Consider the following 15,338-nt stretch of genomic DNA (forward strand, 5'->3'; position numbering starts at 1 on the left):
TCGATGTCGCGGTGCGATTTCCCCCGGTAGCGGGTGAATTACCCACATCTCACCGCGGCGGCAATGCCGATGAGATGTTGCGGCAACATGGGTCGGCGCCGCGAAGTATCCCCCGAGAGGATCGGCGAATCGCCTGTTCACAGGCTACCCACCGGGCACCCCGGCGACCATCCCGTACCCGAGCTGAGCCCGGCCCCGCACGCGGTTCGGCGAGCGCGACCAAGCAGACCTGCCGAAGAAGTGCGTGCTCAGCCGAGCGACCCCAAGCTGATACCGCCTACTCCCCCTGTCGACAGGATGATTCGCACCCGGCACACAGGGGTCGAGGGTGTGACGGTGGGTGTGCTGTCGGTGACGGCGAGGTTCCAGTCGCAGCGGCCCCACACACCGGCAACCGGCGGCCGCCGCCTTCCCAGCACAGTCTCGACGACCCGCCGACGACACGTCGGCGCCGCCCCGGCAGACGTTCCGCACGAAGGACTTTCGTGACTCTCAGCGACCGAATTCGGCCCAGAGGTCGGGGAGGAACCCCGCGAGGTGGTTCATTTCGGCGCCGCAATGCGCGAGGAGGTCGCGGGCGAAGTCCAGGTCGAGGATGGCGTTTCGCAGCAGTTCGGTCGAACCACGTCGCAGGGCCTGTTCGGTGTGCACCGGGTCGAGCGGGTGCAGCCCCGGCACATTCAGGTAGAAGCGGCTGCGCATTTCGGCGCCGTCGGCGGTGGGGCGAACTTGGTGGGCGAGCCAGCCGAGATCCACGGGGGCGACGCTGCTGCCCACCCGCCCGTAGATCACGGTGCTGCCCTCCGGCACCGCGATCGCACCGCTGGCCGGGTCGCGGAAGGTGATGGCCAGTTGCTCCATCCGGTCGCCGATGTACTCGTCGACGAAAGTGGTGTTGTCGATGTATTTTTCGCGATCGGAGACCGGCCACGCGGTGCGGTCCTCGGCCAGTGCGGCGAAGGAGTGCGCGTCGGGGTGCCACAACTTGTAGCGCGCCGATTCGGTGGAATGCCAGCCGAACCACCAGTCCCACATCACGGCCGTCACGCCGGGCATCGGGGTGAGCGCGGCGACCCAGAGCACACCGTCGGCCGATTGGCCGTAACCGCATTCGATCTCGGAGTAACCGGGTTCGGCGAGATCTTCGGGCAATCGCGACAGCGACGGAATCCGCTCGGGGGCGATGGGGCCCGCGAGGGCGTCGGTGATCCGCTGCGGCACGGGTGCGGTGTGCGAGACGAAATACTTTGCGTAAGGCAGTTTTTGATCGTCCTCGGTGTATCCGAGATAGCGCACGTTGGGGTCTTGCGCGTGCGCTCGCGCGGCACCGGCGAAGGTGAGACCGAGAGCGGCCGCGGCGGCCAACTGTAGCGATGTGCGCCGGGTGACAGTCGGCATGTGAACCTCCACGCGCGCGGAATCAGTTTCTCAACATCCGTTGAGTTCTCAACGGATGTTGAGAGTAGGGACAGGCGGCGACTACTGTCAACCACATGCGAACGGGTGACCGGTGACGGCCGAGCGACGCCGAACGATCGCGGACGCGGCGCTGCGGGTGCTGGCCACCGCCGGCCCACGCGGGCTCACCCATCGCGCGGTCGACGCCGAGGCCGGACTCAAGCCGGGTGCGGTGAATTACCACGCGCCCAGCAAGTCTCGGCTACTCGACCTGGCCGTCGAGCGCCTGTTCGACCTCGACATCGACACCGCCGCGACGACCTTGCTCCTCCCGGAGACCACGCCACCGAACCCCGAAACGATGAGCGAAGCGCTCGTCGGTTTCGTGCGCGAGATGACCGCTCCCGAGCACGTCTACCGCGTGCGAGCCCGGCACGAACTCCTCGCGGAGGCACTCCGAAACCCTCGGCTGCACCAGCTGTTCGCCGCTCAGCGCGCCGCCTTCGTGCACTACGCGGGCCAACTGCTCACCCGGATGGGCTGCCCGTCGGCCACACCGCACGCCGATTTGCTCGTCGTCTTCATCGATTCGTTGTTGACCAGGCAAGCGATGATCACGGCCGAGCCGTTGACCGTTCCCACGCTTCGTACCGCCGCACAACGTCATCTGCGGTCGTGCCTCGAACCATGAACGCGGCTCTGGCAGTGGAGAATTCCGGCCGAGGGTCGCGCGGTCAGTGAGCCGCGGCCGACTCCACCAGTTCGGCGACTTCGGTCGGATGCGACACCAACGAGGCGTGCGAGGCGGGGATCTCGCTGGTGGTGGCGCCCATTCGCTGGGCCATGAAACGTTCCGAGGACGCCGGGATCACGCGGTCTTCCCCGGAGACCAGATACCAGCTCGGGGTGTCGGCCCATGACGGTGGGCCCGACGGCTCGAGGTTGGCCACGACCGCGATGGAGTGCTGGCGCGCGCTCATCTGCGCCGCCGTCTCGGGAGTGACATCCTGAGCGAAGACATCGTGAAAACGGTCCGGTGCGACGAACGCGTCGAGATTGCGGCCGGCGAGCCCGCGCGGGTCGTCGACGATCTTCAACTGGAGTGCGGGCGGAAGCAATTGGCTGCCAGGGAAACGGATCGGATCCAATGCCAACTGCGCGAATTCGCCCCGCACCGGCGCGAAGGCGGCGATATACACCAGCGATTCGACCTTGGGGTCGTGCACATTGCTGATGACGGTGCCGCCGTAGGAATGTCCGACAAGAACGACGGGACCGGCAATCGCGTCCAAGGTGCGCTGGATGGCGGCGGCGTCGTTGGCGGGGCCGCGCAAGGGATTCTCCGGGGTGACCACCGAATATCCACGCGCACGGAGTTGAGCGGCGACACCGTCCCAACTGCTGGAGTCGGCGAACGCGCCGTGTACCAGCACGACGGTGGGTAACGGTGCCGCGGTGGCGGGCGTCGCGGCGATCGTCGTCGCGACGGCAATGGCGAGCGCGGCGACGGCGGCGCGCAGAGCACGAGAAATGTTCATCATCGTCCTGTCTGCTTGTCGTTGGATGCGTGGCCATCGAGCGATCCCGAGGCCGAACAATCAGCGCGAGAGAAGAAGCAGAGCGAGAGCAGCGCCGGGCCGAGTCCACTCGAACTCATCGACGCAGCGAAATCGTAGACCGTTGACCTGGTCTTCGGCAGCGAGTTCGCGCAGACGCATGCGGGGCGCCGGATACCGAACTTACGGCAGCCAGCTGGTCGTCGGCGAGAACGCCGACGGCGTCGCTCGCATCCTCGGGGTGGTTCACCTGAACGACGTCGTGAAACCCGGTATGCGCCAACGGTTCGAGAAATGCGGCGGATGGATATCCGCACGGTGATGGTCACCGGGGCCAACCCGCGCACCGCTGCGGCGATCGCCGCCGAGGGCCCAGAGTGGCGAACCGGATACCTCGCGCAGCGCAAGGTCGAGCGTTGGAGCCGGGACAGTTGATCAGCGCCCGGAAGAAAACCTGAACCCGTCGAGCCGAGCCCGACTAAATAATCGAACACCCACTACGTACGCGCCACGCTCGCGGTGCGGCGCGCAGCAGCGGAAGCGAACCAGGAAAGGGCCGCCGGTGGTGCTTACACGTGGTCGCTGACGACCTTGGCATGCTTGCCCGCGAGGGCATCGAGACCGAGCATCGCCAGCAATGACTGGCAATCATCGGCGTTCTGTGAATAACTCGCGACGGTGCGGGCCGCGACGGCGCTCTGTCGCGCTGTCTCTGCTTTCTCCGCTGCCCGCGCCTCGGCGAATTCGCCCGGTTCATGGATGAGGGTGATGTGTCTTGCCGACGACATGAGTCTCCTTGAGGTTGCTCGAAGCCTACGCCAAGGCCATATGCCAGCGCAGCGCAACCGAACCGAGACCTGACGCCTATCAGTACGCGTTAGCTATAGCAGCAGGTCACGCACTACGCCATCGGCCAGTAATCGGCCACGATCGGTGAGTATCAGCCGATTCCGCGCTCGTGTCGCCAACCCGTCGGCGATCACGCGTTCGGCGGCACGCAGACCCGATGCGTCGAGGTCGGTGAGCGGCAAGCCGGTACGCAGACGCACGGCGAGCATCACGCGTTCGGTATACCGTTCCTGCTCGGTGAGCGCTTCCCAACCGGCCGAGGGCAATCCACCCCGCGCGACGCGATCGGCATAGCGCGCAGGATGTTTGACATTCCACCAGCGCACTCCCCCGACATGACTGTGTGCGCCGGGACCGGCGCCGAGCCAATCGCCACCGTCCCAGTACCCGAGGTTGTGTCGACAGGCCGCCGCGTCACTACCGGCCCAGTTGGACACCTCGTACCAGGTCAGTCCCGCCGCCGACAGTCGCGCGTCGATGCGTTCGTAGCGAGCGGCGAGTACGTCGTCGTCGGGCGCGGGCAGTTCACCCTTGCGCACCTTGCGGGCGAGCGCGGTGCCGTCCTCCACGATCAGCGAGTAGGCGGAGACATGGTCGACACCGGCGTCTAGCACCGCGTCCAAGCTGGCATCGAGGTCGGCGTCACGTTCACCGGGCGTTCCGTAGATGAGGTCGAGGTTGACGTGCTCGAAGCCCGCCGCGCGCGCCTCGCGGGCCGCGGCGACCGCGCGACCAGGGGTGTGCGTGCGATCGAGCACCCGCAACACGTGCTCGGCCGCCGACTGCATCCCCAACGACACCCGCGTGTACCCCGCCGCGCGAATGCGGGCGAAGAACTCCGGCGAGGTGGATTCCGGATTGGATTCGGTGGTCACCTCGGCGTCGTCGGCGAGCGTGAAGTGCGCGCGCACCGCGTCCAGCACCGAGGCCAACCCGTCGCCACCGAGCAGCGAGGGTGTGCCACCACCGACGAAGACCGTCGAGACCTGCGGCGTAGCGCTCGGCAATCCATCGAAAACTTCTGCCGCAGTGGCTAATTCACCGCGCAGCCCGTCGAGCCACGATTGCGTCGACGCCGAACTGCCGAGCTCCCCCGCCGTATAGGTATTGAAGTCGCAATACCCGCACCGGGTGGCACAGAACGGCACATGCACGTAGATCCCGAATGCCCCGCCCCCGAAATCACGAAGTACCGGCACCGACACCTCGGCCCCGGTACGCGCAGACACGGCAGAACTCACCGCACCAGTCTGCCGCCCCGCACCGACGGACCCCACCGCGCCCCCGAGACCGACCAGAACCGGGTCGGCCCGACACGCTCACACCGGCCGACGAGAACGGCTTCGGGCGGCGGCGAGCGGGGACCGTGTGGGTGCGGACGGGTGACAGCTTCACTGTGGCGACGTTCACAACTCGGGTTCATGACGTATCACCCTGGGCCGATCGGCCGTCGAATATGACCGCAATCACACATATTTCGCGGCATCCTGGGAATTTCCCGCGATATTGCGGAAAATAGCCCCTTGGGGTCGGAACAGCCGCGCTGACATGGCACAATGGCTGCCATGCGTGTTGAAGGAGTGCGACTTGTGGCCCGGCGCCACGTCGACTTCAAGCGCGTATGCAGTGCCAGCTGTCTGCCCGGTCGTCACCGGTAGCTCAGCGGCACCCTGTCCTGGATCGACCCGATCCCGACGTCCACCGGTTCGCTGACACCGCCAAGCGCGAGCCAGCCCCTCGCGCCTTCAGCACGGATGTTCGACCCACCCCGCAGGAGCGACCCCATGACGTCGAGTACCGACGCAGGTCCCAACGACAAATCAGTGTCTGACGATTCGGTGTCTGACAGTTCAGCGTCCGACAATTCAGCGTCGGACGCCGAACGCGAAGCGCAGCTCGAGCGCGTCGCGGTCGAACGCGAACGCCGAGCGGCCGAACGCCGCGCACGGGCGCGTGACGGCCGAGCGGACAAAACCCCCACCGCACGCACCGGGAAACCGGTGCGCCGCAAAGCCGAAGGCCAATGGGCCCTCGGCTACCGCGAACCGCTCAACCCCAACGAGCAGGCCAAGAAGGACGACCACCCGCTCAATGTGCGGGATCGGATCGAGAACATCTACGCCCACACCGGTTTCGCCGGGATCGACAAGGGCGACCTGCGAGGCCGTTTCCGCTGGTGGGGCCTCTACACCCAGCGCGAACAGGGCTACGACGGCACCTGGACCGGCGACGAGAACATCGACCTGCTCGAAGCCGAATACTTCATGATGCGGATCCGCTGCGACGCCGGTGCGCTCAGCACCGAACAGCTGCGCACCCTCGGCGGAATCTCCACCGAGTTCGGCCGCGACACCGCCGACCTCTCGGACCGGGAGAACGTGCAGTTCCACTGGATCGAAGTGGAGAACGTCCCGGAGATCTGGCGGCGCATCGAATCGGTCGGCCTCAAGACCACGCAGGCGTGCGGCGACTGCCCGCGCGTGGTCCTCGGCTCGCCGCTGGCCGGAGAATCGTTCGACGAGGTCCTCGACCCCACCTCCGCCATCGACGAGATCAACCGGCGCTACATCGGCAAAAAGGAATACTCCAACCTGCCACGCAAGTTCAAGACCGCGATCTCCGGTCAGCAGGACGTGGTGCACGAGATCAACGACATCGCCTTCATCGGCGTGAACCACCCCGAACACGGGCCCGGCCTCGACCTGTGGGTCGGCGGCGGCCTGTCCACCAACCCGATGCTCGCCAAGCGCGTCGGCGTCTGGGTGCCGTTGGACGAGGTGCCCGACGTATGGGAAGCGGTGGTCTCGCTGTTCCGGGACTACGGCTACCGCCGACTGCGCACCAAGGCGCGCCTGAAGTTCCTGATCAAGGACTGGGGCATCGAGAAATTCCGCGAAGTCCTCGAAACCAAGTATCTCGAGCGCAAGCTGATCGACGGACCGGCACCCGCGCAGCCCACCGCGACGATCGACCACGTCGGCGTGCAGAAGCTACGCAACGGCACGAACTCCGTCGGCTTCTCCCCCATCGCGGGACGCGTCTCCGGCACCATCCTGACCAAGGTCGCCGACGCCGCGCAACGCATCGGGTCCGATCGGGTTCGGTTCACGCCCTATCAGAAGCTGATCGTGCTCGACGTGCCCGACGACAAGGTCGAGGAACTCATCGAGGAATTGGCGCCCATCGGATTGGAGGCGCGGCCCTCGGTGTGGCGGCGAAACCTCGTCGCCTGCTCGGGAATCGAGTTCTGCAAGCTGTCGTTCGTCGAGACCCGTAAGCGCTCGCAGGCGCTGGTCCCCGAGCTCGAGCAGCGCCTCGCGGACCTGAACTCCCAACTGGACGTGCCGATCACGATCAACATCAACGGCTGCCCGAACTCGTGCGCGCGCTCGCAGATCGCCGATATCGGGTTCAAGGGACAACTCGTCACCGACGACGAAGGCAACCAGGTCGAGGGCTTCCAGGTGCACCTCGGCGGCACGCTCGGCTTCGAGGCCGCGTTCGGCCGCAAGCTGCGCCAGCACAAGGTGACCAGCGCCGACCTCGGCGACTACGTCGACCGGGTGGTACGCAACTACATCAAACAACGTCAGGACGGAGAGCGGTTCGCGCAGTGGACCGTTCGCGCCGAAGAAGCCGATTTACGGTAGCGCCCGCCTCGGGCGTGGTGACGGGAGATCTATCGTGACAACCACATTGGCCGGAAAGTTGGCCGAGGACGAGCTGCGAGCGATCGCAGAACAAGGCGCCGCCGAGCTCGGCACCGACGCGTCGACCGCAGACCTGCTGCGCTGGACCGACAAGACATTCGGCAACACCTACATCGTCGCCTCGAACATGCAGGACGGCGTGCTGGTTCATCTCGCCGCCGAGGTGCACGCCGGCGTCGACGTGCTGTTCCTCGACACCGGGTACCACTTCGCCGAAACCATCGGCACCCGCGACGCCGTCGAAGCGGTGTATGGGGTGAACGTGGTGAACGCCGAGCCCGAACACAGTGTCGCCGAACAGGATCGGATCCTCGGCAAAGACCTGTTCGCCCGCGACGCCGGGGAATGCTGCCGCCTGCGCAAGGTGGTACCGCTGCGACGCTCGCTCGGTGGTTACAACGCCTGGGTTACCGGCATTCGTCGGGTGGAGGCGCCCACCCGCGCCAACGCGCCACTGATCTCGTTCGACGAGGCATTCGGATTGGTGAAGATCAACCCGATCGCCGCATGGTCGGACGAACAGATGGACGACTACATCGAGCGCCACGGCATCCTGGTCAATCCCCTGGTGGAGGAGGGATACCCGTCCATCGGCTGCGCACCGTGCACCAAGAAGCCGGAACCGGGCTCCGATCCGCGCAGCGGACGCTGGGCCGGTCAGGCCAAAACCGAATGCGGGCTACACCAGTCATGACCGACACGATCCCGAGTGAGCTTATGAACCAATCCGAACCCGAGAACGTCGGTTCCACCGTGTCTTCGGTCTCCGAGTCCTCCGTCTCCGAGCCTGCCGGCCCGGCAGCCGACACGGCGACCCGACGATCGCTCGGCATCAGCGATTTCGACACCCTCGCCGCCCTCGAATCCGAGGCCATCCACATCTTCCGCGAGGTAGCCGGCGAATTCGAGCGCCCGGTCATCCTGTTCTCCGGCGGCAAGGACTCCACGGTCCTGCTGCACCTGGCGCTCAAGGCGTTCTGGCCGGCGCCGCTGCCGTTCGCGCTGCTGCACGTCGACACCGGGCACAATCTGCCCGAGGTGCTCGCCTTCCGCGACAAGGTGGTCGAACGCTACGACCTGCGCCTGCACGTCGCCAGCGTGGAGGACTACCTGGCCGACGGCAGGCTCACCGAACGACCCGACGGCATCCGCAACCCCTTGCAGACCGTCCCACTGCTCGACGGGATCAGTGAGCACCGGTTCGACGCGGTATTCGGCGGCGGTCGACGCGACGAGGAACGCTCGCGCGCCAAGGAGCGAATCTTCTCCCTGCGCAACGCCTTCGGACAATGGGACCCGAAACGGCAGCGTCCCGAACTGTGGAACCTCTACAACGGACGGCACGCGCCGGGCGAACACGTGCGCGTGTTCCCGCTGAGCAACTGGACCGAGCTCGACATCTGGCGCTACATCGCCCGCGAGGACATCGACCTCGCGAGCATCTACTACGCACACGAACGGCCCGTCTACCAGCGCGACGGCATGTGGATGACACCCGGCGTGTGGGGTGGACCGGCCGAGGACGAACAGCTGGAGACCAGGTCGGTGCGCTACCGCACCGTCGGCGACGGCTCGACCACCGGCGCCATCCTGTCCGAAGCAGGCGACAACACGGCCATCCTCGCCGAGGTCGCCGCCTCCCGATTGACCGAACGCGGCGCGACCCGCGGCGACGACCGGGTCTCCGAGGCCGCCATGGAAGACCGCAAACGAGAAGGTTATTTCTGATGTCCGACCTATTGAGGCTGGCCACCGCCGGTTCCGTCGACGACGGCAAGTCCACGCTGGTCGGACGTCTGCTGTTCGACACGAAATCCGTGCTCGCCGACCAGATCGACGCCGTCACCCGCGCCTCGGTGGACAAGGGCTTGGCCACCCCCGACCTCTCGCTGCTGGTCGACGGTCTGCGCGCCGAACGCGAACAGGGCATCACCATCGATGTGGCCTACCGCTACTTCGCCACCCCACGGCGTTCGTTCGTGCTCGCCGACACCCCGGGACACGTGCAGTACACCAGGAACACGGTGTCCGGCGCGTCGACGGCGCAGCTGGTGATCCTGCTGGTGGACGCGCGCAAGGGTGTCATCGAGCAGACCAGGCGACACGCGGCGGTGCTCGCGCTGCTCGGCGTACCGAAACTGGTACTCGCGGTGAACAAGATCGATCTGGTCGACGACCCCGCCACCGTGTTCACCGAAATCTCCGCCGAATTCAACCAGCTCACCGACAAACTCGGCTGGTCGAGCGAGGACGTGCTGGAGATTCCGGTCTCCGCGCTACACGGCGACAATATCGCCACCCGCTCGACGAATACTCCGTACTACACCGGTCCTTCGCTGATCGAGCACCTGGAATCGGTGCCCGCCGACGCCGACAGCACCGGCGAACATTCGCTCGGCCTGCGATTCCCGGTGCAGTACGTGATCCGGCCGCGCACCGCCGACCACCCCGACTACCGCGGCTACGCGGGACAGATCGCCGCGGGTGCGGTGGCACCGGGCGACGCGGTCGTCGTGCTGCCCTCGGGGATTCGGACCACCGTGGAACGCATCGACACCCCCGACGGTGAACTCGCCGTGGCCCAGGTGGGGCGCAGCGTGACGTTGATCCTCGCCGACGACGTCGACATCTCGCGGGGCGACATCATCGCCTCGGTCGCCGACGCACCCGAACCACTGGAGAGCTTCGAAGCCACCGTGTGCTGGCTCGGTGACAAGCCGTTGCGCCCCGGTGCGCGGCTACTGCTCAAGCACGGCACCCGCACCACGCAAGCCATCGTCGCCAGCCTGATCGAACGGTTCGACGAGCAACGCCTCGTCGCCGCGGAGAATCCGGAATCGTTGCAGCTCAACGATATCGGTCGCATCGCCGTGCGGGTGGCCGAGCCGATCACCGCCGACGACTACCGCGTCAACCGGCACACCGGCAGCTTCTTGCTCATCGATCCGGCGGGCGGGAACACCCTCGGCGCCGGACTGGTCGGGGACGTGCTTTCCTCGGTCGAGGTCGGTGCCGGAGTCTGAGATGAACGATCGTCGACCCGCACTGATCGCGGTGGCACACGGCAGCCGTGATCCCCGCTCGGCAGCCACCATGGCGGCGGTTGTCGATCAGTTGCGGGCCGCTCGCCCCGATCTCGATGTGCGACTGGCGTTCCTGGACCTCTCGGCCCCTTCGGTCGAGCAGGTGGTGGATGCCGTTGCCGCACAGGGACATACACACGCCGTGGTGACGCCACTGTTACTCGGCAGTGCTTTTCACGCCCGCGTCGACCTGCCCGGCCTCTTGGCCTCGGCAGGCGCGCGCCACCCTGGTCTGCGACTCGTCCAAGCCGACGTGCTCGGCCCCGACGAGCGCTTGATCGCGGCACTCCGTGATCGCGTGACAGCGGCGTCACGTCCGGGAAACCACCGACTGGGTGTCGCGGTAGCAGCGGTGGGATCGTCCTCCCCCGAGGCGAATACCCGCACCGCCGAGGTGGCACAACGCCTGTCCTCCGACACCGGCTGGCACACCCACATCTGCTTCGTCACCACCGAACCCTCTGTCACCGAAGCGGTTTCCCGCCTACGCACCCGAGGCGCCACCGAAATCCTGCTCGCCCCCTGGTTCCTCGCCCCCGGCCTACTCACCGACCGACTGAGCCGAGCAGTACCCGACATACCACTCGCGGAACCGATCGGCCCACACACCGCCCTGACCGAGGTCATCCTCGACCGCTACACGTCAGCGAGCCCCGTAGGGCTGCGCCTCAGCGCCTGAACACTTGGCCACAGAACGACTCTCAACGCAGCAGTACCCGACGCAACACCCGGCGGCGCAGACCGGCCCACACGCCACCCTCACCGTAGTTCTCCTGGACCGCTATGAAACCCCCGTCACGGGTTTGGGACCGCGTCCAGTCTTGGAGGAGATGGCCGTCATCATGTCGAAGCGTTATCCCCGAGGTTCGTGAAAGGGCGTGCGTCTGGCTCTCGAACGTTTGAATGAGCTGGTCTGAAACCGAAACCGGACCCTTACCCGTGACTGTTCAGCCGAGCCGTATTCGTTGATCCAGATTCCCAGCCACGTGTGGAGCGTTCGTGTCCATCCCTTCAGGCTGCCGATACCGTGACCACACGGCCGGAAGTGGCGGAACTGCCATCTTTGGCAGTTTTTCGGACAGCTTCTCGGGTTGCCGTCGTGGTTGGACGCTCGACTATCTCCAGGTCCGTCACCACTCGGCGCTAGTGGCTGCCGCGTGCGCCGCCCATGCCGCCGCTGTGTGAACCGCCGGAGGTGCCGCCGCCGAGGGAGCTCCCACGCGAGGACAGGCCGCCGGAGGGTGAGCTGCCGGTTCGGCCGGTGGAACCGGTGTGTGAGGTCGAGCCGCCGGTGGAGCCGCCGAATTTTCCGGAAGAGTTTCCACCGGAAGGGGTTGCGCCGCTCGACGGGCTGTTCGAGGACTTGCCGGACTGATTGGGCGAGGAGTGGTTGCCGAGAGAACCGTTCCGGGTGGTGGCGCCGGTGGAGTTGTTCCGGGACGATTCGGTGCCGCTCGCGCCTGTCGAGAGGCCGCCGTTGTTGCTCGCACCGCCTGAGTCGGCGCCCGTGTCGGAGCCGGTCCCTATGCCGGTCCCCGCTCCGTTACCGGTCCCTGTACCGGTGCCTGTCCCGGCACCAGTACCCGTACCTGTTCCGGCATCCGGCCCTACCCCGGTCCCGGCATCAGTGTCCGTACCTGTCCCGGTGTCGGTGCCGGTATCCGACCCGGCACCAGTGTCCGTGCCTGACCCGGTGTCCGTCCCTGCCTCAGTACCTGTGCCTGTGCCCGGAGCAGATCCGGCGCCGGGCGAGGTGTCGGATTCGCCGGAAGACGGTGTGCCGGTGGTGGTATCGCTCGACCCATCGGGGATATCCGGCAGGTCGGGTGCGTGGCCGGTCTGGTTGCCCGCGGGAGAAGGGACGGAGACACCGGTGTCGGTGTCGTGGTTGGTCCAGCCACCATTCGACGGGTTTCCGGCCGAGGTGTCCTTCGGGGTCTTATCCGCGGCGTCGGAGGCAGCCCCACTCGTCGAATCACCGTGCGACACCGGCTTCGTCGCACCGCTGTCCGTAGCGGGGGGCGGGTCGGTGGGTTTGTCGTCGTCGGGCGGCGTCGGCGCTTGCGTCGCCGGGACAGGGAGTCGCTTGACGAACGGCATCGGGTTCACGAAGTACGCGGGATCGGAGTAGTCGCCGCTCTTGGCGCGCTTGGGCACCGGATGGTTCTCGGTGGGATTGTGACTTTCGAAGCTGTGTCGGCTACCGCCGGAAGGCGAAGACTCCTGCCGCACACCCTCGTCGGTGGACGTCGAGTACGGCGTCACGTGCGCCGCGGGGGTAATGAAGCGGCCGTAGGCGGAGGTCTTCGGCGAGCCGGTGGATGTGCCGGAAAGCCAGCCGGACGCGGGCACCGCCGTCCATACCGGTGCGACACTGGTGCTGCTGTCGAGCAGGGCACCGGCGGTGCCGAACGGACGGTTCTGCAACGGCGACAAACCGGGGTCGCCACTGGGACCACCGAAAACCGTCGCCGCCGACATCGCTACCGCGGAAACCACTGCGGCACTGGAGAAGACCGCAACCCTCGGCGCGCTGTGCCGGCCCTCCGACGCGCCGAATCCCGCCGTCTTCGCCGCCATGATCGCCGCACCGGCGGAGATGGTCTGACCGGGGTCGGTGGAGATCACCACGGGGCGACCGAGTTCGGCGACCGTCGCGGCCACCTCGGCCGGACGTGCGGCACCGCCGACCAACAGGATGCGACTCACGTCCGACATGGTGATCCCGGCGCGACGAACCCCGGAACGCACTACCTCGAGCGAATCACGCACGTGCGTGACGCGCAGTTGGTCGGTATCCACCATCGACAATCCGGAGACCGACGCCGTAGCGCCCGACTCGGTGTCGCGGGCATAGCGCGCGATCATCGCACCGAGCGGCTTGCCACCGAAATCGTATGAGCGGACCGGGTTTCCGACCATGGGGTGGTTTTCCCAGTCCGATCCGACCCGTACCACGGTGACATCGAGACTGTTGCCGCCGAGGTCGTAGACCAGCACGAAGCCGGGTTCGAGCGGACCGTGCTCGTGTTCGAGCCATTCCGCCGCGGCGACCGGCTCCGGAATCAAGCCGATCTCACGGGCACCGGAGAGATCGAGCGCCTGCCGAAGCAGCGCCACCTGCTTGTCGGAATACGTTGCGGGGTAGGTGGTTACCGCCGCAGTACCCTCGTCGTCGGTCGGCTCGGCGGCACGCAGGTTGTGCACAACGGCGGCGACCAGGTTGGCCGGCGACCAGATGCGCCCGCCGATGATCACCGGTTCGGGATCACGCGTCAGATCGGCGAAATCCGTTACCGCCGAGGTGAATTGCGGGATACCCCCGATCCGAATACCGCCGGTGCTGTCGAACGTCACCGCCGTACGCCTGGCGCGGACGATCGGCCGAGGCCGCTCGCCGGTCACCGAAGCACTCATCGAGTTCACTGAACCGATGCTGAAACCAAGACCTGTGGTCAATTTCGCTATCCCGTCAACGCACCGTGACCACGTCCAGCACCAAAGCACCATGTGTCCGCGGTCGTCTCCAAACAGCCACCACAGATTAGCTGGAAGGCACCGAATTAGAAACTGAATCGATGCGAAAAATCCGCCAAGAAGATCAAATCTTGGCGTAATGCCTGGTAGGACACGTAAATTCGATTCACACGCAGTCCACCCATTGTCAATCCAATTGCAGGAAAAGCGCTTTCGCAACCTGTCAGCAATCTCGTGAATTCCCGCGATAACCGACACGGCGTCGGTTTTGGCGCACGCCGAACCACCCACCCTCGCGCCACTTACCGGCCGGTAACCAATACATTGCGGCAGAGCGTTTTTCACAACGGCATCGACACGATGCCGCTAGATGACGCGTCAAACGCGACGACGAAATCCCGCCAGCATCACTACCCACCCCTGACTTGAATCGACTGGGCGAGGCCACCACAGGGGCGGAATCGCGAAGCGGGAAAGGAACGACGAATGACCGCACGGTTCACAGATCGGGTCGTACTCATCACCGGCGCCAGCTCGGGAATCGGCAAGGCGGTGGCACTGCGGGTCGCCAACGAAGGCGCCACGGTGGTGCTCGGATCCCGGGACAAGGACACGGGCGAAGCCACCGCCGCCGAACTGCGTGCGATCGGCAGCAAGGCATTGTTCGTGCCCACCGACGTCACCGTCGACGCCGATATGGCCGCGCTCACCGCCGCGGCGGTGTCCGAATTCGGCCGACTGGACGCGGCGTTCAACAACGCGGGTGCGATCACCGCCTTCGGCCCGGTGTCGGCGTCCGATCCCACCGGCGTGGCAACCGACGGGTGGCAAGCCGAAATCGCGCTCAACCTGACCAGCGTGTATTACGGTGTGCGCCATCAGGTTCCGGCGCTGCTGGCCTCCGGCGGCGGGGCGATACTGAACAACGCGTCGAACCTCGGCATGGTCGGCATGGCCGGGTTGGCGCCCTACTCCGCCGCCAAGCACGGCGTCATCGGGCTCACCAAATCGACGGCCATGGAGAACGCCGAACACGGCATTCGCGTCAACGCGTTGGTCTCCGGCGCGGTGGACACACCGGCATTCCGCGCGACCACCGGTGCCACACCCGAAGGCAAAGCCGGGATCGTCGCGTTGCACCCGATGGGGCGCCTCGGCACGCCGGAGGAGATCGCGACGCTGTGCGCCTACCTGCTCAGCACCGAGGCCAGCTTCGTCACCGGTGCGGCACTGGCCATCGACGGCGGCTTCACCGCACGGTAGGG

General features: G+C 66.4%; 13 protein-coding genes and 1 pseudogene. 9 read left to right on the forward strand and 5 right to left on the reverse strand.

Going from position 1 to position 15,338, the window contains the following annotated elements; genetic code table 11:
• Window positions 1-492: 492 nt before the first annotated feature.
• On the reverse strand, window positions 493-1,398 hold the full coding sequence (locus ABEA50_RS29310; RefSeq protein WP_345499613.1) for a DAPG hydrolase family protein: 906 nt from the start codon (window positions 1,396-1,398) through the stop codon (window positions 493-495).
• Between the two features lie 112 nt (window positions 1,399-1,510).
• Between ABEA50_RS29310 and ABEA50_RS29315 the strand changes: the two genes are divergently transcribed.
• Window positions 1,511-2,089, forward strand: coding sequence for a TetR/AcrR family transcriptional regulator (locus ABEA50_RS29315; protein ID WP_345499614.1), 579 nt, complete (start codon window positions 1,511-1,513; stop codon window positions 2,087-2,089).
• A 43-nt stretch (window positions 2,090-2,132) separates the two neighbouring features.
• Here the strand turns inward: ABEA50_RS29315 and ABEA50_RS29320 are convergent, their stop codons facing one another.
• Window positions 2,133-2,936 (reverse strand): alpha/beta fold hydrolase, encoded by an 804-nt coding sequence (locus tag ABEA50_RS29320; RefSeq protein WP_345499616.1) that lies wholly within the window; start codon window positions 2,934-2,936, stop codon window positions 2,133-2,135.
• A gap of 205 nt (window positions 2,937-3,141) precedes the next feature.
• Here ABEA50_RS29320 and ABEA50_RS29325 point away from each other — a divergent pair.
• Window positions 3,142-3,323 (forward strand): annotated as a pseudogene (locus ABEA50_RS29325) (HAD family hydrolase); the annotation flags it as partial.
• A gap of 200 nt (window positions 3,324-3,523) precedes the next feature.
• Here ABEA50_RS29325 and ABEA50_RS29330 read toward each other — a convergent pair.
• Both ABEA50_RS29330 and hemW read right to left on the reverse strand, forming a co-directional pair.
• Window positions 3,524-3,742, reverse strand: a complete 219-nt coding sequence (locus ABEA50_RS29330; RefSeq protein WP_345499617.1) for a hypothetical protein — start codon at window positions 3,740-3,742, stop codon at window positions 3,524-3,526.
• 93 nt (window positions 3,743-3,835) lie between these two features.
• The gene (hemW, locus tag ABEA50_RS29335) at window positions 3,836-5,032 is read right to left on the reverse strand and encodes a radical SAM family heme chaperone HemW (RefSeq protein ID WP_425577747.1); all 1,197 of its coding nucleotides are present in this window, start codon (window positions 5,030-5,032) and stop codon (window positions 3,836-3,838) included.
• Window positions 5,033-5,368: 336 nt separating this feature from the next.
• Here hemW and ABEA50_RS31080 point away from each other — a divergent pair, with 336 nt between their 5' ends.
• The 6 genes from ABEA50_RS31080 (at window position 5,369) to ABEA50_RS29360 (ending at window position 11,275) form a co-directional block, all read left to right on the forward strand.
• Window positions 5,369-5,461 carry an Ms4527A family Cys-rich leader peptide gene (locus ABEA50_RS31080; protein WP_425577741.1) on the forward strand — a complete coding sequence of 31 codons (93 nt, stop codon included), beginning with the start codon at window positions 5,369-5,371 and terminating at the stop codon, window positions 5,459-5,461.
• 126 nt (window positions 5,462-5,587) lie between these two features.
• Complete coding sequence (locus tag ABEA50_RS29340) at window positions 5,588-7,453, forward strand: nitrite/sulfite reductase (protein WP_345499618.1); 1,866 nt, start codon at window positions 5,588-5,590, stop codon at window positions 7,451-7,453.
• 34 nt (window positions 7,454-7,487) lie between these two features.
• Window positions 7,488-8,207 carry a phosphoadenylyl-sulfate reductase gene (locus ABEA50_RS29345; RefSeq protein WP_345499619.1) on the forward strand — a complete coding sequence of 240 codons (720 nt, stop codon included), beginning with the start codon at window positions 7,488-7,490 and terminating at the stop codon, window positions 8,205-8,207.
• A 23-nt stretch (window positions 8,208-8,230) separates the two neighbouring features.
• Window positions 8,231-9,241: a sulfate adenylyltransferase subunit CysD gene (cysD, locus tag ABEA50_RS29350; protein ID WP_345499620.1), complete on the forward strand. Its 1,011-nt coding sequence runs from the start codon at window positions 8,231-8,233 to the stop codon at window positions 9,239-9,241.
• On the forward strand, window positions 9,241-10,536 hold the full coding sequence (locus ABEA50_RS29355) for a sulfate adenylyltransferase subunit 1 (RefSeq protein ID WP_345499621.1): 1,296 nt from the start codon (window positions 9,241-9,243) through the stop codon (window positions 10,534-10,536). The genes cysD and ABEA50_RS29355 overlap by 1 nt, the downstream gene beginning before the upstream one ends.
• A 1-nt stretch (window position 10,537) precedes the next feature.
• Window positions 10,538-11,275 (forward strand): sirohydrochlorin chelatase, encoded by a 738-nt coding sequence (locus ABEA50_RS29360; protein ID WP_345499622.1) that lies wholly within the window; start codon window positions 10,538-10,540, stop codon window positions 11,273-11,275.
• A gap of 464 nt (window positions 11,276-11,739) precedes the next feature.
• Here the strand turns inward: ABEA50_RS29360 and ABEA50_RS29365 are convergent, their stop codons facing one another.
• Complete coding sequence (locus ABEA50_RS29365; RefSeq protein ID WP_345499623.1) at window positions 11,740-14,013, reverse strand: Hsp70 family protein; 2,274 nt, start codon at window positions 14,011-14,013, stop codon at window positions 11,740-11,742.
• A gap of 546 nt (window positions 14,014-14,559) precedes the next feature.
• Here ABEA50_RS29365 and ABEA50_RS29370 point away from each other — a divergent pair.
• On the forward strand, window positions 14,560-15,336 hold the full coding sequence (locus ABEA50_RS29370; protein ID WP_345499625.1) for an SDR family NAD(P)-dependent oxidoreductase: 777 nt from the start codon (window positions 14,560-14,562) through the stop codon (window positions 15,334-15,336).
• Window positions 15,337-15,338: the final 2 nt, after the last annotated feature.

Source organism: Nocardia callitridis, assembly GCF_039543305.1.
In the GTDB taxonomy this organism is placed as follows: Bacteria; Actinomycetota; Actinomycetes; order Mycobacteriales; family Mycobacteriaceae; genus Nocardia; species Nocardia callitridis.

What these genes read in the sequence shown, in the direction of transcription:
- ABEA50_RS29355 (WP_345499621.1), top strand. Translation starts at nt 9,241, where the DNA reads ATGTCCGACCTATTGAGGCTGGCCACCGCCGGTTCCGTCGACGACGGC.
- ABEA50_RS29365 (WP_345499623.1), bottom strand. Translation starts at nt 14,013, where the DNA reads ATGAGTGCTTCGGTGACCGGCGAGCGGCCTCGGCCGATCGTCCGCGCC.
- ABEA50_RS29360 (WP_345499622.1), top strand. Translation starts at nt 10,538, where the DNA reads ATGAACGATCGTCGACCCGCACTGATCGCGGTGGCACACGGCAGCCGT.
- ABEA50_RS31080 (WP_425577741.1), top strand. Translation starts at nt 5,369, where the DNA reads ATGCGTGTTGAAGGAGTGCGACTTGTGGCCCGGCGCCACGTCGACTTC.
- ABEA50_RS29330 (WP_345499617.1), bottom strand. Translation starts at nt 3,742, where the DNA reads ATGTCGTCGGCAAGACACATCACCCTCATCCATGAACCGGGCGAATTC.
- cysD (WP_345499620.1), top strand. Translation starts at nt 8,231, where the DNA reads ATGAACCAATCCGAACCCGAGAACGTCGGTTCCACCGTGTCTTCGGTC.
- ABEA50_RS29370 (WP_345499625.1), top strand. Translation starts at nt 14,560, where the DNA reads ATGACCGCACGGTTCACAGATCGGGTCGTACTCATCACCGGCGCCAGC.
- ABEA50_RS29340 (WP_345499618.1), top strand. Translation starts at nt 5,588, where the DNA reads ATGACGTCGAGTACCGACGCAGGTCCCAACGACAAATCAGTGTCTGAC.
- ABEA50_RS29320 (WP_345499616.1), bottom strand. Translation starts at nt 2,936, where the DNA reads ATGAACATTTCTCGTGCTCTGCGCGCCGCCGTCGCCGCGCTCGCCATT.
- ABEA50_RS29310 (WP_345499613.1), bottom strand. Translation starts at nt 1,398, where the DNA reads ATGCCGACTGTCACCCGGCGCACATCGCTACAGTTGGCCGCCGCGGCC.